The sequence below is a fragment of the Thioalkalivibrio sp. ALE16 genome (genome assembly GCF_000381305.1).
Lineage (GTDB): Bacteria > Pseudomonadota > Gammaproteobacteria > Ectothiorhodospirales > Ectothiorhodospiraceae > Thioalkalivibrio.
In genome coordinates this window covers 56559-77759 of sequence record NZ_KB906357.1, presented here as the reverse complement: position 1 = coordinate 77759, position 21201 = coordinate 56559, and the positions used below count along the sequence as shown (strand labels likewise).

Sequence of the window (21201 nt, the reverse complement as noted above, 5' to 3'; positions counted from 1 at the left end):
CGGGCAACGCAAAAAAAGCTTCATCCCCGCGCAACAACACCTCAATACCGCTGTAACGATACTGCCCTAGTCTGAGCGCTCGCTCTTTCCCCAAGGCATGTGTCATGCAAACGCCCAACAGCGACCCGCTGCTTGAGTGTCGGCAACTTCGCAAGACCTTCGGGTCGCATACCGCCCTTGATTCCATCGACCTTCAGGTTCATCCCGGCGAATGCCAGGTCCTGCTCGGGCCCTCCGGCTGCGGCAAGACCACACTCCTGAATCTGGTCGCGGGGTCGCTGGCGGCCGATGGCGGGACCCTCTCGATCGCGGGGACGGTCATGGATGACCCAGCGCGCTCTATTCACCAGCCGATGCAGACGCGCGGGCTGGCGATGGTCTTTCAGAATCACAGTCTGTGGCCGCACATGAATGTGGAACAGAACGTGGGCTTCGGACTGAAACTGCGGGGGACCACATCCTCGCAGCGGCGCCGACAGGTCATGGAGATTCTCGAACGCCTCCAGATTGCCGAGTTTGCGGACCGGGCCATATCCACATTATCAGGCGGCCAGCAGCAGCGGGTGGCGATCGCCCGCGCGCTGGTCGTCCGTCCGCGCCTGCTGTTGATGGACGAACCTCTTTCGGCACTCGATGCCCGTCTGAAAGAAGAACTCAAGTCCGAGATCGCACTGCTCATCCGCGACACCGGACAGACCGTCGTGTATGTCACCCACGATCAGGGTGAGGCGTTCGCACTCGGCGACCGCATCGCCCTGATGGCGGATGGCCGCATCGCACAGAACAGTACCCCCGAGGCCATCTACCAGAGCCCCAGCAATCGCTTCGTCGCCGAGTTCATCGGCAGCGCGAACATCCTGGCATTCGAGCGTCGGGGTGACGAGATCGTCCTCGACAATGCCTTGCGCCTGGCGGCCACCAACGGGCTGCCCGCCAATGGGCACCTTGTGGTGCGCCGGGAGGATATTGACCTGTCACCTGGCAAGGCACCGCCTCCGGATGCGCGCCCCAATGGGGTGCTGCCGGGTTCCGTACGCCACTCGCGCTTTCTCGGGGACCGCCACGAGATCCTCCTGGATCTGGACCAGGGCATGCGTCTGCGGGCCTTTCACCGTTCGGCACTCGCCTGCGGCGAAACCGTCGGCATCAGCCTGGACCTCCAGCGCGCCCACGTCGTTCGCAACTGATGGGCATCCGCAGCCTTCTATTGCTCGCCGGTCTTGCGGTCGCGCTTCCGAGTCTGAGCGGGTGCACGGGATCATCCTCGAATGACGACACGCTGGTGGTCTATTCCGCGGGGCCCCGGCCTCTGATCGAACACATCGTTGAGGCGTTCGAAGCCCGGCACGACGTCCGCGTCGACCTCTTCGCCGCCACCACCGGGCAGGTCATGGCGAAGCTGGAGGCGGAACGCTATCGCAACCGCGCGGATGTGGTGATTTTCGCCTCGGAACTCGCGGCCGAGGCCCTGAAGCGAGACGGACGCCTGAGACCGTACCGACCCTCTGGGGTCGAGCAAACCGACGCCGACTGGCACGACCCGGACGGCTATTTCCATGCGACGGCCGCCGCGCTCGTGGGCGTCGCCGTACGCAAGGATCGCCCGCTGGGCGATGCGGCATCGATCGACTGGCTCGATCTGATGCGGGCACCTCATGCCGAGCGGACAGTCATGCCGTCGCCGTCACGATCGGGAGCCACCGGCGACTTCCTGGTGAATTTCGCCCAGGTCCAGGGAGACGAGCTGTGGCCCGCGTTCATCGACGCCCGGACGGATGGACTCGACTTCGCGGCGGCCAACAGCCAGGCCATCGGCGGGCTCGTGACCGGCGCATACGACGCGATCCTGGGCGTGGTGGACTACCTTGTCCTGCGCCAACAGGTCCGCAATCCCGAAGTCGAGATGCGCTACCCGACCAGTGGCGCGGCCATGGTTCGGCGGCCGATCGTGATCCTCGACGAGGCGCACGCGCCCGGACTGGCCGAGGCATTTGTCGACTTTTACTTCTCCGAATTCGCCCAGGAGGCGGTGGCCGAACAGCACCTGATCCCGGCCCGGGAGGGTATCGCGAACAGCCCGGAACGGCAGGCAGCCTACGAAGGCATGCCTCCGATCCTGGCGCTGGACCGGAGCCAGGCACTCGCGGCTCAGAACCGGCTGCTGCGCCAGTTTCAGCTCCGGGTTGAACGCGCGGAGATCCCGCGGGCGGTGCGGAGCCCGGCCCTATGATCACCGTGGCATCCGCGGCCACGCGCCCTTTCGTCCTGTCGTGGGCCAGCACCCGGCTCCCGGTGCTGCTGGTCGCGGCCCTCTTGCTGCTGGGAGCGGGCTATCCCCTGGCGCTGTTGTTCCTGACCAGCATCTTCCCCGAAATCATGGGAGGGCGCTTCGAGGGCTTTCTCGATGCCTATCGCCGGATCGGCGAAACCGAGGGCATCGGCTCCATGTTGTGGAACTCGTTTGCCTGGGCGGGCGCTACCACTGTTGTCAGCTGGATCCTCGGGGTGCCCTGCGGCTACCTGCTCGCACGGACCAATCTGCCCGGGAAACTTTGGGCCCGGCTTTCGCTGCTGGTTCCGATCATGACCCCGCCCTACATCGCGGCGCTGTCCTACATCCTGGTGATGCAGGACGGCGGGTTCTTCGACCAGCTACTGGGACCGATGCCCGAAGCGCTGCGCGCCTGGTTCTTTTCGTTCTGGGGCGTCACGCTCGTCATGGCGCTGGCCTCCTTTGGCTACGTCGCACTGGCCACCGAGGCCGCGCTGGCCTCCATACCGCGTCGCCTGGAAACCGCCGCGGTACAGCTGGGTGCCAGCTGGGGCCAGACCCTGCGCGCCATCATCATCCCGCTGATGCTGCCAGCGCTGTTCAACTCCGGTCTGCTGGTGTTCCTCGAGGCGCTGTCGAATTTTGGTGTTCCCGCGGTCCTGGGCACACGCGCCAACCTGCCGCTGTTACCCGCCGAAATCTTCTACCTGGTGACCAGCTGGCCGCTCGACCTCGCGCTGGCCACCGCCCTGTCTTCCCTCCTGTGCCTGATCGCCCTGATCGCGCTGTACGGGTCGCGCCTGCTGGCCAGCTTCATGGGCGGCGGCCGTTACGAGCCCGAAACCCCGCATCAATTCCAGCTGGGGCCCGGGGCGCGCATCATCGGAGTGGCCTGGTTTGCCGGGCTGTTCGTTCTGTCCACGCTGCTGCCCTACTTCGCCATGCTGGTCACCAGCATCGCGGACCAGTGGCAAGGCGCACTCCCCAGCCTGACCCTCTACCATTACCGCGCCATCCTGATCCCGGGTTCGCGGGGGTCGGAGGCGTTGTTCACCAGCCTGTGGCTGGCCTTCGCCGCCGCGACCATCAGCATCTTTCTCGGCGCGTGGATCGCCTATGTAATCTCGCGAACGCATGGCTGGCTGCGCCATGCGCTGGAGGGCCTGGCAACCCTGCCACGCGTCATCCCCAAGATCGTTCTGGCAGTCGGCCTGATCCTCGCCTGGAACGCATTCTGGGTGCCCGTCTCCCCCTACAACACGGTGTGGATGCTGCTGCTGGCCTATGTGGTGATCTACATCACCGACGCCCTGAACTACGCCAACAGCCGCCTGCAGTCGATGGATCCGGCGCTTGAACATGCGGCTTCGATCCTCGGCGCCAGCCGCTGGCGCGTGTTCTTCCAGGTCGTTCTGCCTCAGCTCAAGCCTGTGCTGCTGGCCGCCTGGCTGACCACCTTCATCGTCACCATGCGCGAGCTCGTGGCCTCCATCCTGCTGCTTCCTCCGGGCCTAGACACCTCCGCAACCTTCATTTTCAACCAGTTCGAGCAGGGCGACCTCGCCGTCGCGATGGCCATGGCCAGCATCACCATCGCCTTGAGTTCGATCGTCCTGGTCGTATTCCAGATTCGGAGCCGCCCCCGCGCTCCCACCTGATCACGCCGCGAGGCGTGTACCCATCACACCCGGTTCGCGGGACTCATGCCGGGTGTGCATACGCATACATTCACAGGAAAAGACCATGAAACCATTCAAGACTCCCGTACTCCTGGCCGCCCTGGTCAGTGGTGGCATACTGGCTGCACCGGCCCATGCCGAGAGCTCCACATCGGCCCTGATCGACAAATTGATCGAGCGCGGCGTGCTCACCGAAGAGGACCTCCGCGACCTCCGCGAGGCGGAAGCCCGGGAATCCGAAGCCGTGGCCGACCAGATTAAGGCCGAGGATCGCTATCAGGGACTGGAGTACGAACCGACCCTTCCATTGCAAACCGTCGATGACCGCATCCAGGCACGCAAATTCCGTGTCGAAAGCCAGGACGGCAAGAACCGATTCGGGCTGCGCGGACGACTGATGGTGGACGCTGCGGCCGCCAACTGGGACGACAATCTTTCCGAAGCCGCCAATGAGGCCGATCCGATTCCCGAGTATGGAACGTTCCTGCGGCGCGCCCGACTGGGCGCCATCGGCGTCTACGACAATCTTTGGGAATGGCAACTGGAGGTCGACTTCCGGGACAGCGAAGTCCGCTTTGCAAACGCCTACGTCGCTCGACTCTTTGACAGCGGGCGCCTTGCAGTCGGCAACTTCAAGGAGCCTTTCTCGCTGGAAAGCTCGACCAGCTCGCGGCGCCTGACCTTCATGGAACGTGCCACCCCCGTAGACGCCTATCGCCCCAGCCGACAGATCGGCCTGATGTACGAGACGCTGGTACCGGATTGGTATTTCGCAGCGGGTGTCTTTGGCGGGGACGGCACGGATCGCGACCGGGATGTCGAGGAAGGGTACAGCCTGGCAACCCGCGCATCGTTCGCCCCGTATATGTCCGAAGATACGTTCACCCACCTGGGTGCGTCCTTCAACCACCGGGTCAACGCGACGGACGAGGGCACGCTCGAAGATGTTCGCCTGCGCTCCCGTGAAGGTGCCCGGGCCATCGACGTCCGGCTGATTGGCCGCAATGACCTCGAGGGTGTCGACTCCTACAGCCGATATGCCCTCGAGGCCGCATGGGGCAAGGGGCCCTTTTCCCTGCAGGGTGAGTATCTGCGAGTGGACCTGGATCTCGACCGTGAACAAGTCCTGGATGCCCATGAAAGTGACGCTACGGACAGAAGCAGCCTCACGCTGGACGGCTACTATGTCCAAGCGAGCTACTTCCTGACCGGGGAGCAACGCAATTATCGCGCCTTCAGCGGCGACTTTGGCGCCGTACGCCCGAATTCCGTCTTTGGTAACGGAGGCACGGGTGCGTGGGAGATCGCGGCTCGCTACGCCCATGCCGACTCGCTGGAACACACCCAAGTGGGGCGCGGCAACAAGATGGACCACTACACCCTCGGTCTGAATTGGTACCCGAACCAGGACATGGTGTTCAAGCTGAACTACATGTACTTCGACTACGAGGGTCGCGGTGGCGTATCCAATGGCAACCACCTGCTGGCCGCCCGCGCCCAGTTCGAGTTCTAGGACGAGCGGATCGGCGAGCACAGGGAGGTGCTCGTCGCTCTACTGGCATCACGCCAGAGGCACAAAAAGAAAAGGCCCGAACCTTCCGGTTCAGGCCTTCTCGGGATATGGCGTCCCCACGGGGATTCGAACCCCGGTCGCCGCCGTGAAAGGGCGGTGTCCTAGGCCTCTAGACGATGGGGACGTAGAGGCAACGTCTTGTTGCTATTCCGGTGGGCCTTTGGGCCGGTCTTCTTCGCTACCCGGTGGCCGATGCAGAAGCGTCGTCACCAGACCGTTGAATACCAGCAAAAACCCGATCGGTACCAGCGCGATGAGGGGCTTGGACCAGGTCTGTTCCCCGGTGAGCATCAGCCCGAATCCGCCGATCAATCCGACTACTGCCAGCACCAATCCAACGTAGAGTGATATGACCCCGAAACGATGCATTGATGAACTCGCAAATCACCTGAGTGGTGGAGCCAGGCGGGATCGAACCGCCGACCTCCTGCATGCCATGCAGGCGCTCTCCCAGCTGAGCTATGGCCCCGTGTCAGGCGAGCGCGTACTGTAGCCAGCACCCCGAAATGTGTCAACCCGCTTCGGCGGAAATTTTCGCCAGCGCGCGGTCGATGCGGGCCAGGGCGCGCTCGCGCCCGATGAGCACCAGCGTATCATCGATAGGCGGGGAGACCGTACCCCCGGTGAGGGCCACGCGCAGCGGCTGTGCGACCTTGCCGAGCTTCAGATCCAGGCGCTCGCCGGTATGCACCACCACCTCGTGCAGCGGCTCCTTCTCCCAGGCGCCCAGGGCACTAAACCCGTCGTGCAGGGTCTGCAGCACGGGCTTTGCCTCGGCGGTCAGCTGCTTGCGTGCGGCCTTCTCGTCGTAGTCCTCGAACTCGCGATAGAAGTACACGCTGTTCTCGGCCATCTCGCGCAACGTGCGCGCGCGTTCGCGCTGGGCGATCACCACATCGCGCATCGCCGGACCATTGGCCGGATCGATGCCCAGCTGGCCCAGGTGCCAGCCGAACTCCAGCGCCACATGATCCGGGTCCAGCGTCTTGATGTAGTGTTGGTTCAGCCACAGGAGCTTGTCGGGGTTGATCGCCGAGGCGGACTGGTTGACGTCCTCGATATCGAACAGACGCACCAGTTCGTCCACCGAGAAGATCTCCTGGTCGCCGTGGGCCCAGCCCAGGCGCACCAGGTAGTTCAGCAGCGCCTCCGGCAGATAGCCCTCGTCACGGTACTGCATCACCGAGACCGCCCCGTGGCGCTTGGACAGCTTGGCACCGTCCGGGCCCATGATCATCGGCAGGTGGCCGTAGCGCGGCGGTTCCACGCCCAGCGCTTTCAGGATGTTGATCTGGCGCGGGGTATTGTTCAGGTGGTCATCGCCACGGACCACATGGGTGATCCCCATGTCCATGTCGTCGACCACCACCGTCAGGTTGTAGGTCGGCGAGCCGTCGGAGCGGGCGATGATCAGGTCGTCCAGCTCGCTGTTCTGGAACGCGACCTTGCCACGCACCATGTCATCGACGACGGTCACGCCCTCGTCCGGCGTGCGAAAGCGGATGACCGGCTCCACGCCCTCGCGCGGCTCGGTGCGCGCACGGCAGCGACCGTCGTAGCGCGGCTTTTCCTTGCGCGCCTTCTGCTCCTCGCGCATCGCATCCAGCTCTTCCTTCGTGCAGTAGCAGCGATAGGCGTGGCCTGCAGCCATCAGCTGGTCGATCACCTCCTTGTACCGGTCGAAGCGTTCGGTCTGGTAGAACGGCCCGTGATCGTAGGTCAGCCCCAGCCAGTTCATGCCCTCGAGGATCGCGTTCACCGACTCCGCGGTGCTGCGCTCCAGATCGGTGTCCTCGATCCGCAGTACGAACTCGCCACCATGGTGGCGGGCGTACAGCCAGGAGAACAGCGCGGTGCGGGCACCGCCGATATGCAGATAGCCGGTCGGACTGGGGGCAAATCGGGTGCGAAAACTCATGCGGGCTACTCGTCTCGATCGGGAGGTGGAAAACGAAGGCGCATAGGGTAGCAGAACGCCACTGCACTGCCGCGCGGACCGCCGACTATACTCGAAATGAGTACACAGACCGGCCGAACCCGGGCCCAAGGAGTACCCATGAATACCGCTCTTACTCGGCTCTCCACACTGCTCGTGCTGACGGGAGGCCTCGCGCTGGCCGGAAGTGCCATGGGCAGCGACCGCATCGCGCCGCCGGATGGCGCGAAGGTCTATTTCATCAGCCCGCAGGATGGCGAAACGCTCGAAGGCCCCGTGCGCATCCAGATGGGCCTGCGCGGCATGGGTGTCGCCCCGGCCGGTGTGGAGATGGACAACACCGGCCACCACCACCTGCTGGTGAATAAGCCGCTCGACGAGGTGGACCTGGACACCTCGCTGCCCTTCTCCGACCACAAGCGCCATTTCGGCGGCGGGCAGACCGAGGGCGAGCTGGAACTGGAACCCGGCGAATACACCCTGCAACTGCTGTTCATGGACTACCGTCACATCAGCTTCGACCCGCCCGTTGTCTCCGAGAAGATCACGATTACCGTGGAATAGATCTGTACCACACCATCAAAAAGCCCCCCTCCGTTTCCGGAGGGGGGCTGGCGCATTCGATTCCGATGCGGCCGGTTACGGCAGCGCAGGAATCTCGAACTGCGGCATTTCGCCGGTCAGCGCGTGCATGAAGGCCTCGATATCCGCGACCTCGTCATCACTGAAGTCCTGCCCCAGCATTTCCTCGCCCATGATGCGGATCGCCTCTTCCAGCGTGGCGGTCTCCCCGTTGTTCATGTAGGGGTAGGTCAGGGCCACGTTGCGCAGGGTCGGGGTCTTGAACGCAAACCGGTCGCTCTCCTCACCCGTGACCAGGTAGCGGCCCTCGTCCTCCGAACCCGGCACCTGGATGCGGTGGAAGTTGCTGTCGGTAAGCGCCGGCCCGCGGTGACAGGCCACGCAGCCGTTGTCGGCGAACAGCTTCATCCCGCGCATCTGCTGCTCGCTCATCGCGCCCTCATCCCCGGCCAGCCAGCGATCCAGCGGCGAGTTCGGGGTGTTCAGCGTACGCTGGAACGTCGCCAGCGCCTTGGCCACGTGGTCGGTATTGATCACGTTGTCGCCGTCATAGTCGGGATAGGCGGCCTCGAATTTCTCCTGGTACTCATTGAACTCCTCCAGGCGGGCGATCGCATCCTCCAGCGGCATCGCCATCTCGATCGCGTCCTGGATCGGGCCCAGGGCCTGCCCCTCCAGGTCGTCCTCTCGGCCATCCCAGAACTGCGCGGTGAAGAAGCCGGAATTCAGCACGGTCGGGGTGTTGCGCTCGCCAACCTGGCCATCGTGGCCGACCGCACGCGGGATGCGGTCCGCCCAGCCCAGCGCCGGGTTGTGGCAGGTCGCGCAGGAGATCACGCCGGAGCTGGAGATGCGCGGCTCGAAGAACAGCATCTTGCCCAGCTCGATCTTCTCCTTGGTCATCGAGTTGTCCGCCGGGATCGGCGGCAGCGCCGGTAGCGGCTCGAACACATCCCGGTACTGCGAGTAGTCGGTATCCGCCACGGCGGGCGCGGCCACGCCAAGCGCCAGGGCGGTGCAGGCCGAAAAGATGGCGCTGCGAAGATAAGAACGTCGGATCATGGCAAGTCTCCCTGAGATTGGATCGGTGTCGGCGAAGACCGATATAGACTCGGTCCAAATCACCTGAATCCCACCCTATCGACCCGGTATTCGATCGACCAGCGAAATCAGCGCTCCCGTTGATCCAGATCAATCAATGCGGTTGGTCGCTCCTCAAACGCACCTCTTGCCAGCCTATTTGTAACCCCAGTAACCTTCGCCCCGCCTCCAGGTGCCCTGGCGTTCCATCGCCGGGGATAATCGGGAAGCCGGTGCGCGAACTGCCGTTCGCAATGCCGGCACTGCCCCCGCAACGGTAGGTGAAGACAACGGATCAACAACCACTGCGCCGCAATTCGGTGTGGGAAGGCGATCCGCCCGGGCACCCCCGCCCGCTTCACGAGTCCGGAGACCGGCCAGGAGGAAACCTGACGCTGCGGCGGGCAAGCGGTCGGGTCGGGCTTGCTGTGTCTATAGTCCCCGACCTCCCCTGGCCCACCCAGCGTCGTTCCATCCACGGCGCACGGGGTGTGCGTCCCAGGGAGAATGACCTTGAACAAACCGACCCGACGACCCGGCCGGCCGCCACTCCTGGCTCCGGCCCCGACCCTTCTCGGCCTGTTGATCGCCAGTGGCGGGGCTTCCCCCCTCCAGGCACAGTTCGAGTTCGGCAGCGAAGCCGACGGCTTCGCCATCACCCTGGACCCGCTCATCCAGGGCCGCTACGCCATCGAGCGGGGCGACGAGGGAACCACCACCGAATTCGACTTTCGCCGCGCCTGGCTGGATACGACGGGCACCCTATTCCACCCCGATCTTAGTTTTCGCCTGCAGCCCGACTTCAGCAGCGGCGAGCTCTCGATGCGCGACGTCTGGCTCCAATACGCGCTGACCGAGTCCCTCGACCTGCGCGCCGGCCAGTTCACCGTGCCCTTCGGCCTGCCGCGGGACATCGGCGGCCCCAACCGGCTGTTCACCGAGTTGAGCATCGCGGGGAATCAGTTCGAGGTCCCGGCCGGCCGCGACACCGGCGTCGCCCTACTGGGTGGCGCGGCCGACGATCGCGCCTGGGCCATCGGCGTGTTTGACGGTCGCGGGCGCCTCGACCAGCGCGATGATCGTCCGTCCACCTCCGGCCACCTGTTCAGCGCGCGCGGCGCGTGGGCCCCGGTCGGCGCAGTCCCACGTGACAACACCACGTTAGGCCAGGCCGTGAAGCGCACCGTCGGCCTGGGCGCCGGCGTACAGGCCGCCAGCCGCAACCACCTGCGCGACTGGAGCCGCGGCATCGAAGACACGGTGGCCAACCAGCGCGCCGACTGGGTCACCGCCACCGCCGACGCGGTGGTCAAGTTCGGCCATACCTCGCTGTCGCTGGCCGCCTTCCGCCGCGATGTCTCCCCCAACCGCACCGCGAACTACCACGACCTGGGGGCCGAACTGGAACTGGCGCAGTCGCTACCGGTGGAGGGACTGGAGTTCGCCGCCCGCCACGCGGTGCTGCGCCACGACGCCGGCGACGACCTGGATGGAGACGAGCGCTGGCAGCGCGAATGGGGCGCCGGCCTCAACTGGTATCACCGAGGGCAGCGGCAGAAGACCCAGCTCATGTGGCTGGACCGCGACACCGACACCTCGAACTGGGAAATGCACTTGCAGCACCAGTTCCGCTTCTGAAACCGGAAAGGAGATCCGACATGACTAGAACCACCTTCACGCCGGCCCTGCGGGTAACCGGCCTTGTCCTGATCCTGATCGCCGCCACCGTCGCCCATGCCGGCGAGGTGACGCTTCCGATGCCCGGGCCCTGGGGTGACGACTACAGCGAGACCCTGGACGACCCGGCCGGAGTCGATGCCACCGAGGCCTTCCAGCGCTTCCGTCAGCAGAGCATGCAGGGCACCTCGGCCACCTACCGCAGCATCGAGCAGATCCTGCGTTATGGCGCACCATTCGCCGAGCGTTTGCCCGACCTGGCCGAGGAACTGGCGCGCCGCGCCGACGACATCGAAACCTGGTTCGCACGCGAGACACCGGCGCGGGACGGCGAACCCGGGGCCCTGCCCGCGGCCTGGGAGGACCCGGACTTCGCCGAATACAAGGCAGCCTACCGCGAGGCCGCCGAACGACTGCAGCGCAAGGTGGAGTCGGCCGAGGACCTGGAGAACGAAGACTTCCAGCTTCGCGCCACCGAGGCCCTGAACGGCGTGCGCCACCATTGCTTGGCCTGCCACGACAACTACCGCCGCCGCTAAACCGGCCGGAACCAGGGGGCCGCCGCATGGCGGCCCCTTTCCGTGATCCTGATCGGGAAGAAACCGCCTTCGCCTGCAAGCAGACTCCTACAGGTTCCTGGCGATGTGGGAGCCTGCTTGCAGGCGAAAAGCCCAGTGCCCCACAACACCCGCCGGAGTCACCCCTGCCTGCGGAAGATCGGGGGCGCCGCCGCTTAGTCCCCGTCCATGCCGCGGTAACGGCGCACATGCGCCGGGTCGTACAGCGCACTGTCGCGGAAATCGCCCGGGTCCAGCGCCGGGCCCACCAGGATCAGCGCCGAGCGCCGCGTGGTCAGGGCCGGCGCCCGTTCCGCGATATTCCCCAGCGAACCGCGCACCACGGTCTCGTCCGGCCAGCTGGCACGGAAGACGATGGCCACCGGGCAGTCGCAGCCGTAGTGCGGCCGCAGGTCCTCGACCACGGTCTCGATATTGTGCAGCGAAAGATGGATCGCCAGGGTCGCCCCGGTGGCGGCAAAACTTGCCAGCCGTTCGCGCTCCGGCATGGAGGACGCCCGTCCCGGCGTGCGCGTCAGCACCACCGACTGCGCCACCTCCGGCACCGTCAGTTCCCGCCCCAGGGTCGCCGCGGCGGCGGAGAATGCCGGCACGCCGGGCGTGATGCTGTAGTCAATCCCGGCCGCCTCCAGCCGGCGGATCTGCTCGCCCAGCGCGCTGTAGACCGACAGGTCGCCGGAGTGCAGGCGCGCCACGTCCTGGCCCGCCGCGTGGGCGCGTTCGATCTCCTCCATGATCGCGTCCAGCGTCAGTGGCGCGGTGTTGACCACGCGCGCCCCCTCCGGGGCATGCTCCAGCACCGCCTCCGGCACCAGCGAACCGGCATACAGGCATACCGGGCAGGCCGCGATGCGATCGCGCCCGCGCAGCGTCAGCAGATCCGCGGCACCCGGGCCTGCCCCGACAAAATGAACCGTCATGATGACTCCTCGAATAGATGTTGGCGGTCGACCCAGGCCACCGCGCAGCTGGCCTGCGGTGACAGACGCCGCGGCAACAGCAGACGCGCGCCCTCGCCGGCCGCTGCCAGCGCCGCTGCCTCGGCCACGGAACCGACCGCGGCCGTTGCACGCGCCCGTGGCGACTCCGTCAGCACTCCCCCCTGGCAGTCCGCAAGGGCGGCCATGGACGGGAATACGAGTTCCAGTTCCAGCTCCCGCGCGACCGTCGCCAGCATGCGACTGTCACTCTTATGCACAGGTGCCGCCAGCTGCCGGGCCCCGAGCACTCCGGCACGCTCCACTCCCAGCACGGCGCGAGCCTCGGCCAGTACCTCGCGCATCAGACCCTCCAGCTCCCGGGCCGTACAGGCGGAGGCGAAGCCGACGCCCGGCACGACCAAGCCCCCCTCCTGGTTCAGATCCGGCGCAGGGACCACAGGGTCACCGGCCGCAGCGGTTTCCAGCCGGACATCGCGCCCAGCGGTTCCGAGCGACTCACATTGATGCGTGTCAGCTCGCCACCATGGCGCTCGCGAGCCGCCGCCAGCACCGCATCGCCCTCCACCGTCACGCTGCTGGCGACCAGGCGCCCCCCCGGGCACAGACGCTCCACGCAGTGTTCCACCAGCCCGGGCGTCGTCAGCCCACCACCGATGAAGATCGCGTCGGGGGCAGACAGGTCATCCAGCGCCTCCGGCGCGCGCCCGTGGATGCGGCGCAGTGCCGGCACCCCCAGCGCGCTCGCGTTGCGCGCGATGCGTTCCAGACGCTCCGCACGCGGCTCGATGGCCACCGCTTCATTGGCCGGGTCCGCCAGCATCCACTCGATGCCGATGGAACCGGAACCGGCACCCACGTCCCAGAGCCGTTCGCCACGACCAGGTGCCAGCAGGGCCAGTGCCACCGCACGCACCTCGCGCTTGGTAATCTGACCATCCTGCTCGAACTCCGCCTCCGGCCGACCGGCGCTCGCCGCAAGCACCGTTGCTGCCGGATCGGCCCGGCACTCCAGCGCCACGGTGTTCAGTGCCTCGATCCCGACCTCCGGCCAGGCATCGGCACGCGCGCTGACGGCCGTCTCGTTGGCCGCGCCCAGGGACTGCAGTACGGTCAGGGTGGAATCACCGAAGCCGAGCCCGGTCAACCAGCGTGCCAGCTCCGCCGGCGTGTCTCCGTCGCGGCTCAGGATCAGCAACCGCGCGCCGTTGTGCAGCCAGGGCCGCAGCGCCTCCATGGGCCGGCCGTGCACCGACAGGCAGCGGGTCTGCTGCAGCGGCCAGCCCATCCGCGCAGCCGCCAGGCTGAACGCCGAGGGCGCGGGCCAAACACAGGTCTGAGCGACCGGGAAACGTCGCATCAGGGTCGCCCCCACCCCGAACCAGAAGGGGTCGCCGCTGGCGAGCACGCACAGCGGCTGCCCGGCGCGTGCCTCGATCCAGTCCAGCGCGGTCTCCAGCGGCGACGGCCACACCAGGCGCTCCTGCCCCGGCCGCTCCGACAGCATCTCCAGATGCCGGGCGCCGCCGATCACCGTCGCCGCCGTGTCCAGCGCCATGCGGGCCCCGGGTGCCAGCCCGGCAAGCCCCTCCGCGCCTACGCCGACGATATTCAGCCATGGCGTTGGTTCACTGTTCGTCGCTAGACTGGTCATCCTCATGAGCTCCCGTTCATCTCCTGACTCCAGCCCCCGGGCGGCTCGCCCGCGGCAGATCCTGCTGCTGGGCGGCACGACCGAGGCCGCGGCGCTGGAACCACTGCTGGATGTGCACCCGCGGCTGCAGGCCACCGTCTCGCTGGCCGGGCGCACCCGAAAACCGGGGCCGGCGCGGCTGCCTCGGCGCACCGGCGGGTTCGGCGGCGTCGACGGCCTCGCCGCCTGGCTGCACGAACACGCCATCGACGCCCTGGTGGACGCGACCCACCCGTTCGCACGGCAGATCTCGGCCAACGCCGTCTCGGCTGCGCGCCAGACCGGCATCCCGCTGGCCCGCCTGACCCGACCGTCGTGGGAGGCCGGACCGGAGGACCGCTGGATCCGCGTGCCCGACCTCGCGGCCGCCGCCCGCGCCCTTCCGGAACTCGGCCGGCGCGTGCTGCTGACCACCGGCCGCCAGCACCTGGAGGCCTTCGAGGCCGCGCCCGAACTGGACTACGTCATCCGCACCATCGACCCGCCCGAACCACCGCCGGCGCTGCCGCGGGTTACCTGGATCCACGCCCGGGGCCCGTTCACGGCCGAAGACGAGGCGCGCCTTTTGCGGGAACACACGATTGACGTGCTGGTGACCAAGGACAGCGGCGGCGATGCCACGGCCGCCAAGCTGCAGGCGGCCCGCGAACGGGGTATGCCGGTTGTGATGGTGGAGCGCCCGCCGGATGCCCCCGGGGTGCCGCGATTCCACGCCCCGCAGGCGGTACTCGACTGGCTGGAGGATCTCCCGGACGCGCACGGCTAACGCGGCTCCCGCCTCATTCCGCGGACTCGACATAACGCGGGGTGTACACGTGCCGCCGGCCCGAAGGACGCTCCAGCACCCGAGTGGAGGCGGCGCCCACGATCACCAGCGTGCTCATGTTCGCCGTCGTCGGGTCCACCTCGCCGAGGGTGGAGATCTGCACGTCTTCGCGTTCGCCGCGGCCCACCGCGGTGGCCAGCACGACCAGGGTGTCCGGCCCCTGCACCTCGCGCACGATGCCCAGTGCCTCGCCCAGCTGCCAGGGACGTGCGCGCGAGATCGGGTTGTAGAAGGCCATGGCGAAGTCGGCCTCGGCCGCCAGCCGTACCCGACGCTGGATCAGCGACCAGGGCTTGAGGTTGTCCGACAGCGAGATCACGCAGAAATCGTTTCCCAGCGGTGCACCCAGCCGCGCCGCGGCGGCCTGCATCGCCGACACCCCGGGCAGCACCTCCACCGTCACCGCGTCCCAGCGACCCGGCTCCGAGCCTTCCAGGGCCTCGAAGACCGCGGCCGCCATCGCGAACACACCCGGGTCGCCGCCCGAAACCACCGCTACGTCCCGCCCCTCGGCGGCCAAATCCAGGGCGTGGGTTGCGCGCGCCAGTTCCTCGCGGTTGTCCGAGGCGTGCACACGGTGGTGGGCGGCCGCAATCCGTTCCAGGTACGGCCCGTATCCCACCAGGTCGGTCGCCGCTTCGAGACGGGCAGCGACCTCCGGCGTGATCCATTCCGGCCCCGCCGGACCCACCCCGACCACACTCAACCGACCGACCACCGGACCACCATCCCCGCTCATCGCCGAACCCCGCGCCCGGGGATCACGATCATCGAGAAATAGGGCACCCGCTCCGGGATCTCGGACAGCGGCAGGACCCGCTCCTCGGCAGTGCTGGCGCGTTCCACGTACCAGGCGCGCTCACTCAGCCCCAGCTCCTGCAGGACACCGACCACCGCATCGCGATGGGTCCCCACTTTCATGATGACCGCTGCATCAGTCCCCTGCAGGGCCTGGCGCAGATCGTCGATCGGCATCGTGCCCGGGATCACCGTCAGCAGGTCATCGCGCATGGTCAGCGGCGTCGACAATTGCGCAGCCGAGGCCATCATCGAGGTCACGCCAGGGACCACGTGGGTGGGAAACCGATCCTTCAGCCGCAGGTAGACGTGCATGAACGATCCGTAGAAGAACGGATCGCCCTCGTTCAACACCACCACCGAACGCCCGGCTGCCAGTTCGGCAGCCAGTTGCTCGGCGGCGGCGTCGAAGAACTGCTCGATGCGGCGGCGATACTCGTCAGAGCCGTGCGGGATCTCGTTGGTCACCGGATACTCCAGCGGCATCTCCTGCTGCCCCGTGCCCAGGTGGGCGTCCACGATGGCGCGCGCCTGGCCACGGCCACCCCGGCGACAGAAATAGGCCACTACCGGGCTCTCTGCAATCAGGCGCGCGGCCTTCAGCGTCAGCAACTCGGGATCACCCGGCCCGGTGCCCACGCCGTACAGACAACCCGCGGCCGCGGGTTCATGCAGCTTGGGGGATGTCGTCATATCCGGTCACTCGCAAAGGCGTTGATGGCCGCCGCGGCCATGGCGCTGCCACCGCGGCGTCCGAAGATGGTCAGGTACTCGAGGTCCAGCGGGCTGGCGGCCAGCGCCTCCTTGCTCTCCACCGCACCGACAAAGCCCACCGGGATACCGAGTACCGCGGCCGGACGCGGCGCGCCCTGGTGCAGCATCTCCAGCAGGTGAAACAGGGCCGTGGGCGCATTCCCGATCGCCACCACCGCACCCTCCATATGCGGTCGCCACCATTCCAGCGCCGCCGCCGAACGCGTTGTGCCCATACGCTCGGCAGCAGCCACCACTCCGTCCTCGCGCAGGCTGCAGATCACCGGGTTATCCGCCGGCAGCCGGGCGCGCGTGACCCCATGCGCCACCATGTTGCTGTCGCAGAGGATCGGCGCGCCAGCAGCCAGCGCCGCGCGAGCCGCCCGGGCCACGCCAGCCGAAAACCCGACGTCCTGCGGCAGGTCGGTCATACCGCAGGCATGGATCATGCGTACCACCGCAGACACCAGATCCTCCGGAAAACGATCCAGCGCCGCCTCGGATCGAATAATCGCGAAGGATTCCCGGTAGATGGCTGCGCCGTCGCGCTCGTAATCCGGTACGACCCCCGCGGTATCGCTCTGCGTCATGTTTCTTCTCCGTTATTCATCATCGCGTTGAGGCGCCGACGCAGGTCGGTCGGGCCCAGCCTGCGCAGGGCCGCGAACATCCCGACGCGCTCTGCGTGCGTAATCTGTTCAAGCGCCGACAGGGCCGCTCGCAGCTGATCCGGTGAAAGACCCTCAAGAAGGGCCTCCCAGTGCGCCGGGGCAGATTGCAGCGACAGGTCGTAATGCCCCGCCCGCGCCGCAAGGACCACCCGGGCATTCGCGGGCCTCCCGCAGTGCTTCTCGCAGCCACTGACATGCAGATATTCGTCATCCGCCAGCAGCCTGCGGGCGGCTGTCCCGAGCATCGCGGCGTCCGCCCGAGTGAATGTCGTACCCGCCGAGCATCCCCCCTGACCGACACAGGCGCTCACCACTAGGCGAGGATCTCGTGGATCCGTTACTCCGCCCCATTCAGCCAGCCGGTCCAGGGTGATCGGCCGCGCCCCGACCAGCAGCACGCTGCGCCAGGGAGTCAGCCGCAGGCGCCCTTCTTGGCCGCGGATCTGCTCGGTCAGCCCCCGCAGGGCCTCGGCGCGCAGGGATCCGAACGGGAACGCGACCCCGAAGGCATCGCCATTCAGGCACGCACCAATCCCGGAGTCGGCGTTTTCGCTGCTCCGTGCCGCAACCGGATCCCCACCCGGAAGCACCCGCTCCAGCCCGGGAGGCGTCAGGGCCTTCGCGCCGAACCGAGCCAGTGCGCCGGGCAAACGGCCCGGCGGATCCGGATCCCCCTGGCGCAGCGCCACGAATTGCTCGAGGACTTGCAGGGCAGCGTCCACGGCCTTCTCCGGGCGTGCCCACCCAAGCACCGTCGCGGCGTGAGCCGACGCCCCGACGGCCACGCGAATCCACACGCCACCCGGTCCCGTACAGGCCTCCAGTCGAAGGTCCGCCGGCACTCTACCCAGCGGCAACCCGCCACCCGCCTCCACCAGCACCCCGACCTTCGGCGGCAGTGCGCGCAGGCGCGGGGTTGCGCCCAGTGCCCGCGCAAGTTGCCGCGCGATGGGCTGTACATCCATGGCGGCCTCCGGGTCGATATCCGTCGCTGGTGCCACCAGCACATTGCGCACCGCCTCCGCCTCGGGATCGCGATCCGCCAGACCCGCCGCCTCCAGTTCGGCCCGTGCCGTCTCCAGGCCCGGCGTGTCCAGACCGCGCAATTGCAGATTGCCGCGACTGGTCAGCTCCAGGTCACCGGAACCGAAACGCAGCGCCACCTCGGCGAGGATGCGCGCCTGCGCCGCGTCAAGCCCTCCGATCGGGTGACGTACCCGCATCAGAAGCCCGTCTCCGGTCGTCATGGGCGCAGCGACTCCGGGACACGCCCGGCGCACACGCGGATGCTCGGCACCCAACGGCTTCGGACCCCTGCTCATGACCGGATCCGCACGCCGCGAGCGACCAGGGTCCAGGCCACCCCGCCGACAACCAGGGTGGTCCCCACGAGCACCCAGAAGGTTGTGGCCCAGGCGAAGGACCCGGTCCCCAACAGGCCGTAGCGAAAGCCCTCGACCATGTAGTACAGCGGGTTCAGCGCTGCCAGCGACTGCCAGGGCTCGGGCATCCGTTCCACCGGATAGAACAGCCCTCCCAGATAGATCAGGGGGGTCAGCACAAACGTCGCCACCACGGAGGTGTGGTCGAAACTGCGCGCGTACAGGCCATTCAGCAGGCCTGCCAGGGCGAACAGCGTGGCACTGACCAGCGCGATCCCCAGCGTCGCCGCCAGGTGGTGCAGTTGCAGGTTGGTAAACGGGATCGCAACCAGCGCCACTAGCGCCCCGGCCAGCAGACCGCGGATCACCCCGCCGGTTGCAAAGCCCGCCACGATCAGCCAGGCGGGGAGTGGCGCAACCAGCAATTCCTCGATGTGCCGCTGCAGGCGCGCGCCATAGAACGCCAGCGTCACATTGCTGTAGGCGTTGGTGGACACGGCCAGGATGATCAGGCCCGGCAGGATGAAATCGGCGTAGTCGACGCCACGCATGGTGCCCAGCTCGCGCCCGACCAGGTGGCCAAAGATCACCAGAAACAGAACGGTCGTCACCACCGATGGCAGCAGGTTCTGCACCCAGGCACGCAGGAAGCGGCGCACCTGCTTGATCACCATCCCGCGATAGGCAAATCCGTACGCCGCGAGCCTCATGTCCCGGCCCCCTGCGATGCACTGGCACGTTCCGCGATGCGCTGCAGGAACAGCGACTCGAGCCGGTTGCGCTTGTTGCGCAGGCCCGCCACCCGGACACCGTACACACCGAGACGCTCAAAAAGCGCGTTCACCTCCATACCCTGCGGCAGGTCAATCTCCAGGGTCCAGCGATCCACCCGCCGGATCGCCAACCCTTCCAGCTCGGGGCACGCATCAAGGGGGGCGCTCAACTCGAGCACCAGGGTCTGCACGTTCAGCCCGTGCAGCAGTTCGCCGGTCTCGCCGCGCGCAACGATCTCGCCCTGACCCAGAATCGCCAGCGAATCGCACAGCGCTTCCGCCTCCTCGAGGTAGTGCGTCGTCAGGAGGATGGTCACACCATCCGCATTCAGCGCACGCAGCAGTTCCCAGGTTGTATGGCGTCCCTCGAGGTCCACCCCCGCGGTCGGCTCGTCCAGCAGCAGCACGTGCGGGCGGTGCACTAGCGCCCGGGCAATCATCAGCCGGCGCTTCATTCCGCCCGACAGCCCCCAGGCGGACTGCCGCCGCCGGTCCGCCAGGCCCACCTGTTCCAGTACCTGGCCAGTACGCTCGCGCGCCCGCCGCGGGGACAATCCGTAATAGGCCGCCTGGGCTTCAACAATCTCGCCCACCGGCTCGAAGCTGTTGAAGTTGATCTCCTGCGGCACCACGCCCATGCAGGCCTTCGCCGCAACCGCCTGTGTCGCCACGTCGAAGCCGCAGACCCGGATCGACCCGCGATCGGCCCGCACCAGCGTGGTCAGCAGTCCCACCAGGGTCGTCTTGCCGGCCCCATTCGGCCCCAGCAGGCCGAAAAAGCGGCCCGCCGGGACTTCCAGGTCCACGTCCGCCAGCCCGACCCGGCCACCGGCATAGCGCTTGGCCACCGACTTCAGGGCGATTGCCGGGGCCATCATGGCGCCAGCCCCCCGGTGTCCCTGGCCAACCCGACGATGCGTCCGGCCCGATCCACCGCGCAGACCTCCAGCGCCGTGGTCTCCGGCAGCATCCCGCGCGCCCGCTTCCAGGCGCGCGCACTGATACGGTCGGCCAGCGCCACACCCTGCTCCAGGCAATCCGCAAGCGCCTGGGCGCTGGTATTCGCCGCGCGGATGCGCGCGACTAGTTCCTGGCTGCCTCCCAGATCCGCCGCCTCCTCCGCCAGCGCGTCGAGATCGATGCGCGACTTGCGGCTGTGGGCATCCAGGTGTCCGGCCGCGAATTTGCTGAGCTTGCCGAACCCCGCGGCCAGCACCACCGCAGGCAGAGGATGACGCCCCAGGTACTTCAGTGCCGCCCCGAACAGATCCCCCATCTCGATCAGCGCCATGTCGTCCAGGCCGTACTGTTCGCGCATCGCCGCCTCGCTGGTACCCCCGGTGCAGCAGGCCACACGCGGACAGCCGTTGGCGCGGGCCACGTCTATGGCCTGATGAATGGATGCGATATAGGCGGCGCAGGAAAACGGCCGGACGATGCCGGTGGTGCCCAGGATCGAGAGCCCCCCGAGGATCCCCAGGCGGGCGTTCATGGTCCGCCCGGCAATGCGTTCGCCACCGTCCACGCCGACCGTGACCCTGAAGCCCCCGCTGTACCCAGCGGCTGCAGCCAGTGTCTCCAGATGCCCCTGGATCATGCGTCGGGGGACCGGATTGATGGCGGGCTCGCCCGGCTCCAGCACCAGGCCCGGGCGCGTGACCGTCCCGACCCCGGCACCCGCCACGAACTCGACACCGGGCGCACCGCACAGATTCACCTCCACCCAGACCCGGGCCCCGTGGGTGGCATCCGGGTCGTCGCCGGCATCCTTGATGACCCCGGCAACCGCGCCGCCCGGAGTGGGTTCGAGGTCGTTCAGTGTCAGGCTCACGACCTGTCCCTTCGGCAGGATGACTTCCACCATCTCGAGCCGCCGCCCCTCCAGCAGCCAGCGTGCGCCGGCAACGGCACCGGCGGTCGCACACACACCGGTGGTCAGCCCCGTGCGCAGACGCCCGCTCGTCTCGGGCGTCTCCGGGCGCATTCCGCC

Annotated in this window: 21 protein-coding genes, 2 tRNA genes and 1 riboswitch; of the genes, 8 read left to right on the top strand and 15 right to left on the bottom strand. The window is 67.4% G+C overall.

Features of this window, described 5'->3' with window-relative positions; genetic code table 11:
• Positions 1-104: 104 nt before the first annotated feature.
• The 4 genes from F627_RS0104865 to F627_RS0104850 all read left to right on the top strand — a co-directional run bounded on the left by F627_RS0104865 (position 105) and on the right by F627_RS0104850 (position 5464).
• Complete coding sequence (locus F627_RS0104865; RefSeq protein WP_018878367.1) at positions 105-1187, top strand: ABC transporter ATP-binding protein; 1083 nt, start codon at positions 105-107, stop codon at positions 1185-1187.
• A 95-nt stretch (positions 1188-1282) separates the two neighbouring features.
• Positions 1283-2230 (top strand): extracellular solute-binding protein, encoded by a 948-nt coding sequence (locus F627_RS0104860; RefSeq protein WP_051081480.1) that lies wholly within the window; start codon positions 1283-1285, stop codon positions 2228-2230.
• Positions 2227-3930 carry an iron ABC transporter permease gene (locus F627_RS0104855; protein WP_019583436.1) on the top strand — a complete coding sequence of 568 codons (1704 nt, stop codon included), beginning with the start codon at positions 2227-2229 and terminating at the stop codon, positions 3928-3930. Before F627_RS0104860 ends, F627_RS0104855 begins: the two co-directional genes overlap by 4 nt.
• Positions 3931-4015: 85 nt before the next feature.
• On the top strand, positions 4016-5464 hold the full coding sequence (locus tag F627_RS0104850) for an OprO/OprP family phosphate-selective porin (protein WP_019583435.1): 1449 nt from the start codon (positions 4016-4018) through the stop codon (positions 5462-5464).
• Between the two features lie 108 nt (positions 5465-5572).
• On the opposite strand, the gene F627_RS0104845 is transcribed toward F627_RS0104850, so the two are convergent.
• The 4 genes from F627_RS0104845 to gltX all read right to left on the bottom strand — a co-directional run bounded on the left by F627_RS0104845 (position 5573) and on the right by gltX (position 7442).
• Positions 5573-5648: transfer RNA gene (locus F627_RS0104845), tRNA-Glu, on the bottom strand.
• A 20-nt stretch (positions 5649-5668) separates the two neighbouring features.
• Positions 5669-5893: a hypothetical protein gene (locus tag F627_RS0104840; protein ID WP_026279239.1), complete on the bottom strand. Its 225-nt coding sequence runs from the start codon at positions 5891-5893 to the stop codon at positions 5669-5671.
• A gap of 24 nt (positions 5894-5917) precedes the next feature.
• A tRNA-Ala gene (locus F627_RS0104835) sits at positions 5918-5993 on the bottom strand.
• Between the two features lie 42 nt (positions 5994-6035).
• A complete protein-coding gene (gene gltX / locus F627_RS0104830; RefSeq protein WP_019583434.1) occupies positions 6036-7442 on the bottom strand; it encodes a glutamate--tRNA ligase in 1407 nt (468 codons plus the stop codon).
• Between the two features lie 138 nt (positions 7443-7580).
• On the opposite strand from gltX, the gene F627_RS0104825 reads away from it, so the two are divergent.
• Positions 7581-8024: a DUF4399 domain-containing protein gene (locus F627_RS0104825; RefSeq protein WP_026332031.1), complete on the top strand. Its 444-nt coding sequence runs from the start codon at positions 7581-7583 to the stop codon at positions 8022-8024.
• 75 nt (positions 8025-8099) lie between these two features.
• On the opposite strand, the gene F627_RS0104820 is transcribed toward F627_RS0104825, so the two are convergent.
• On the bottom strand, positions 8100-9104 hold the full coding sequence (locus tag F627_RS0104820) for a cytochrome-c peroxidase (RefSeq protein ID WP_019583432.1): 1005 nt from the start codon (positions 9102-9104) through the stop codon (positions 8100-8102).
• 192 nt (positions 9105-9296) lie between these two features.
• Positions 9297-9519, top strand: a riboswitch (cobalamin riboswitch).
• Positions 9520-9629: 110 nt separating this feature from the next.
• Between F627_RS0104820 and F627_RS0104815 the strand changes: the two genes are divergently transcribed.
• Positions 9630-10760, top strand: a complete 1131-nt coding sequence (locus F627_RS0104815) for a porin (protein WP_019583431.1) — start codon at positions 9630-9632, stop codon at positions 10758-10760.
• A 20-nt stretch (positions 10761-10780) separates the two neighbouring features.
• Entirely contained in the window at positions 10781-11338 is a 558-nt protein-coding gene (locus tag F627_RS0104810) for a cytochrome c (protein WP_019583430.1), read from the top strand.
• 194 nt (positions 11339-11532) lie between these two features.
• Here F627_RS0104810 and cobM read toward each other — a convergent pair whose 3' ends face one another.
• The 3 genes from cobM to F627_RS0104795 are packed head-to-tail and all read right to left on the bottom strand — an operon-like array spanning position 11533 to position 13969.
• Complete coding sequence (gene cobM, locus F627_RS0104805; RefSeq protein ID WP_018866847.1) at positions 11533-12297, bottom strand: precorrin-4 C(11)-methyltransferase; 765 nt, start codon at positions 12295-12297, stop codon at positions 11533-11535.
• Entirely contained in the window at positions 12294-12755 is a 462-nt protein-coding gene (locus F627_RS0104800; protein WP_019583429.1) for a cobalamin biosynthesis protein, read from the bottom strand. The genes cobM and F627_RS0104800 overlap by 4 nt, the downstream gene beginning before the upstream one ends.
• A complete protein-coding gene (locus F627_RS0104795; RefSeq protein ID WP_026332029.1) occupies positions 12734-13969 on the bottom strand; it encodes a bifunctional cobalt-precorrin-7 (C(5))-methyltransferase/cobalt-precorrin-6B (C(15))-methyltransferase in 1236 nt (411 codons plus the stop codon). The genes F627_RS0104800 and F627_RS0104795 overlap by 22 nt, the downstream gene beginning before the upstream one ends.
• Positions 13970-13973: 4 nt before the next feature.
• Between F627_RS0104795 and F627_RS0104790 the strand changes: the two genes are divergently transcribed.
• Positions 13974-14774: a cobalt-precorrin-6A reductase gene (locus F627_RS0104790; protein WP_018875742.1), complete on the top strand. Its 801-nt coding sequence runs from the start codon at positions 13974-13976 to the stop codon at positions 14772-14774.
• Positions 14775-14787: 13 nt separating this feature from the next.
• On the opposite strand, the gene cobJ is transcribed toward F627_RS0104790, so the two are convergent.
• The 7 genes from cobJ to F627_RS0104755 all read right to left on the bottom strand — a co-directional run bounded on the left by cobJ (position 14788) and on the right by F627_RS0104755 (position 21195).
• Positions 14788-15573 (bottom strand): precorrin-3B C(17)-methyltransferase, encoded by a 786-nt coding sequence (cobJ, locus tag F627_RS0104785; RefSeq protein ID WP_018875743.1) that lies wholly within the window; start codon positions 15571-15573, stop codon positions 14788-14790.
• Positions 15570-16325 carry a precorrin-2 C(20)-methyltransferase gene (locus F627_RS0104780; protein WP_019583427.1) on the bottom strand — a complete coding sequence of 252 codons (756 nt, stop codon included), beginning with the start codon at positions 16323-16325 and terminating at the stop codon, positions 15570-15572. The genes cobJ and F627_RS0104780 overlap by 4 nt, the downstream gene beginning before the upstream one ends.
• Entirely contained in the window at positions 16322-16975 is a 654-nt protein-coding gene (locus tag F627_RS0104775; RefSeq protein ID WP_018875744.1) for a precorrin-8X methylmutase, read from the bottom strand. The genes F627_RS0104780 and F627_RS0104775 overlap by 4 nt, the downstream gene beginning before the upstream one ends.
• The gene (gene cobG, locus F627_RS0104770) at positions 16972-18303 is read right to left on the bottom strand and encodes a precorrin-3B synthase (protein WP_019583426.1); all 1332 of its coding nucleotides are present in this window, start codon (positions 18301-18303) and stop codon (positions 16972-16974) included. Before cobG ends, F627_RS0104775 begins: the two co-directional genes overlap by 4 nt.
• Before the next feature lie 71 nt (positions 18304-18374).
• The gene (locus F627_RS0104765; protein ID WP_038028170.1) at positions 18375-19148 is read right to left on the bottom strand and encodes an ABC transporter permease; all 774 of its coding nucleotides are present in this window, start codon (positions 19146-19148) and stop codon (positions 18375-18377) included.
• A complete protein-coding gene (locus F627_RS0104760; RefSeq protein ID WP_026332028.1) occupies positions 19145-20089 on the bottom strand; it encodes an ABC transporter ATP-binding protein in 945 nt (314 codons plus the stop codon). Before F627_RS0104760 ends, F627_RS0104765 begins: the two co-directional genes overlap by 4 nt.
• Positions 20086-21195: a cobalt-precorrin-5B (C(1))-methyltransferase gene (locus F627_RS0104755; protein ID WP_018875748.1), complete on the bottom strand. Its 1110-nt coding sequence runs from the start codon at positions 21193-21195 to the stop codon at positions 20086-20088. Before F627_RS0104755 ends, F627_RS0104760 begins: the two co-directional genes overlap by 4 nt.
• Positions 21196-21201 lie beyond the last annotated feature (6 nt).

What these genes read in the sequence shown, in the direction of transcription:
- gltX (WP_019583434.1), bottom strand. Translation starts at nt 7,442, where the DNA reads ATGAGTTTTCGCACCCGATTTGCCCCCAGTCCGACCGGCTATCTGCAT.
- F627_RS0104795 (WP_026332029.1), bottom strand. Translation starts at nt 13,969, where the DNA reads ATGACCAGTCTAGCGACGAACAGTGAACCAACGCCATGGCTGAATATC.
- cobM (WP_018866847.1), bottom strand. Translation starts at nt 12,297, where the DNA reads ATGACGGTTCATTTTGTCGGGGCAGGCCCGGGTGCCGCGGATCTGCTG.
- F627_RS0104760 (WP_026332028.1), bottom strand. Translation starts at nt 20,089, where the DNA reads ATGATGGCCCCGGCAATCGCCCTGAAGTCGGTGGCCAAGCGCTATGCC.
- F627_RS0104820 (WP_019583432.1), bottom strand. Translation starts at nt 9,104, where the DNA reads ATGATCCGACGTTCTTATCTTCGCAGCGCCATCTTTTCGGCCTGCACC.
- F627_RS0104850 (WP_019583435.1), top strand. Translation starts at nt 4,016, where the DNA reads ATGAAACCATTCAAGACTCCCGTACTCCTGGCCGCCCTGGTCAGTGGT.
- cobJ (WP_018875743.1), bottom strand. Translation starts at nt 15,573, where the DNA reads ATGAGCGGGGATGGTGGTCCGGTGGTCGGTCGGTTGAGTGTGGTCGGG.
- F627_RS0104825 (WP_026332031.1), top strand. Translation starts at nt 7,581, where the DNA reads ATGAATACCGCTCTTACTCGGCTCTCCACACTGCTCGTGCTGACGGGA.
- F627_RS0104865 (WP_018878367.1), top strand. Translation starts at nt 105, where the DNA reads ATGCAAACGCCCAACAGCGACCCGCTGCTTGAGTGTCGGCAACTTCGC.
- F627_RS0104790 (WP_018875742.1), top strand. Translation starts at nt 13,974, where the DNA reads ATGAGCTCCCGTTCATCTCCTGACTCCAGCCCCCGGGCGGCTCGCCCG.
- F627_RS0104755 (WP_018875748.1), bottom strand. Translation starts at nt 21,195, where the DNA reads ATGCGCCCGGAGACGCCCGAGACGAGCGGGCGTCTGCGCACGGGGCTG.
- F627_RS0104855 (WP_019583436.1), top strand. Translation starts at nt 2,227, where the DNA reads ATGATCACCGTGGCATCCGCGGCCACGCGCCCTTTCGTCCTGTCGTGG.
- F627_RS0104810 (WP_019583430.1), top strand. Translation starts at nt 10,781, where the DNA reads ATGACTAGAACCACCTTCACGCCGGCCCTGCGGGTAACCGGCCTTGTC.
- cobG (WP_019583426.1), bottom strand. Translation starts at nt 18,303, where the DNA reads ATGACGACCGGAGACGGGCTTCTGATGCGGGTACGTCACCCGATCGGA.
- F627_RS0104815 (WP_019583431.1), top strand. Translation starts at nt 9,630, where the DNA reads ATGACCTTGAACAAACCGACCCGACGACCCGGCCGGCCGCCACTCCTG.
- F627_RS0104780 (WP_019583427.1), bottom strand. Translation starts at nt 16,325, where the DNA reads ATGACGACATCCCCCAAGCTGCATGAACCCGCGGCCGCGGGTTGTCTG.
- F627_RS0104840 (WP_026279239.1), bottom strand. Translation starts at nt 5,893, where the DNA reads ATGCATCGTTTCGGGGTCATATCACTCTACGTTGGATTGGTGCTGGCA.
- F627_RS0104765 (WP_038028170.1), bottom strand. Translation starts at nt 19,148, where the DNA reads ATGAGGCTCGCGGCGTACGGATTTGCCTATCGCGGGATGGTGATCAAG.
- F627_RS0104775 (WP_018875744.1), bottom strand. Translation starts at nt 16,975, where the DNA reads ATGACGCAGAGCGATACCGCGGGGGTCGTACCGGATTACGAGCGCGAC.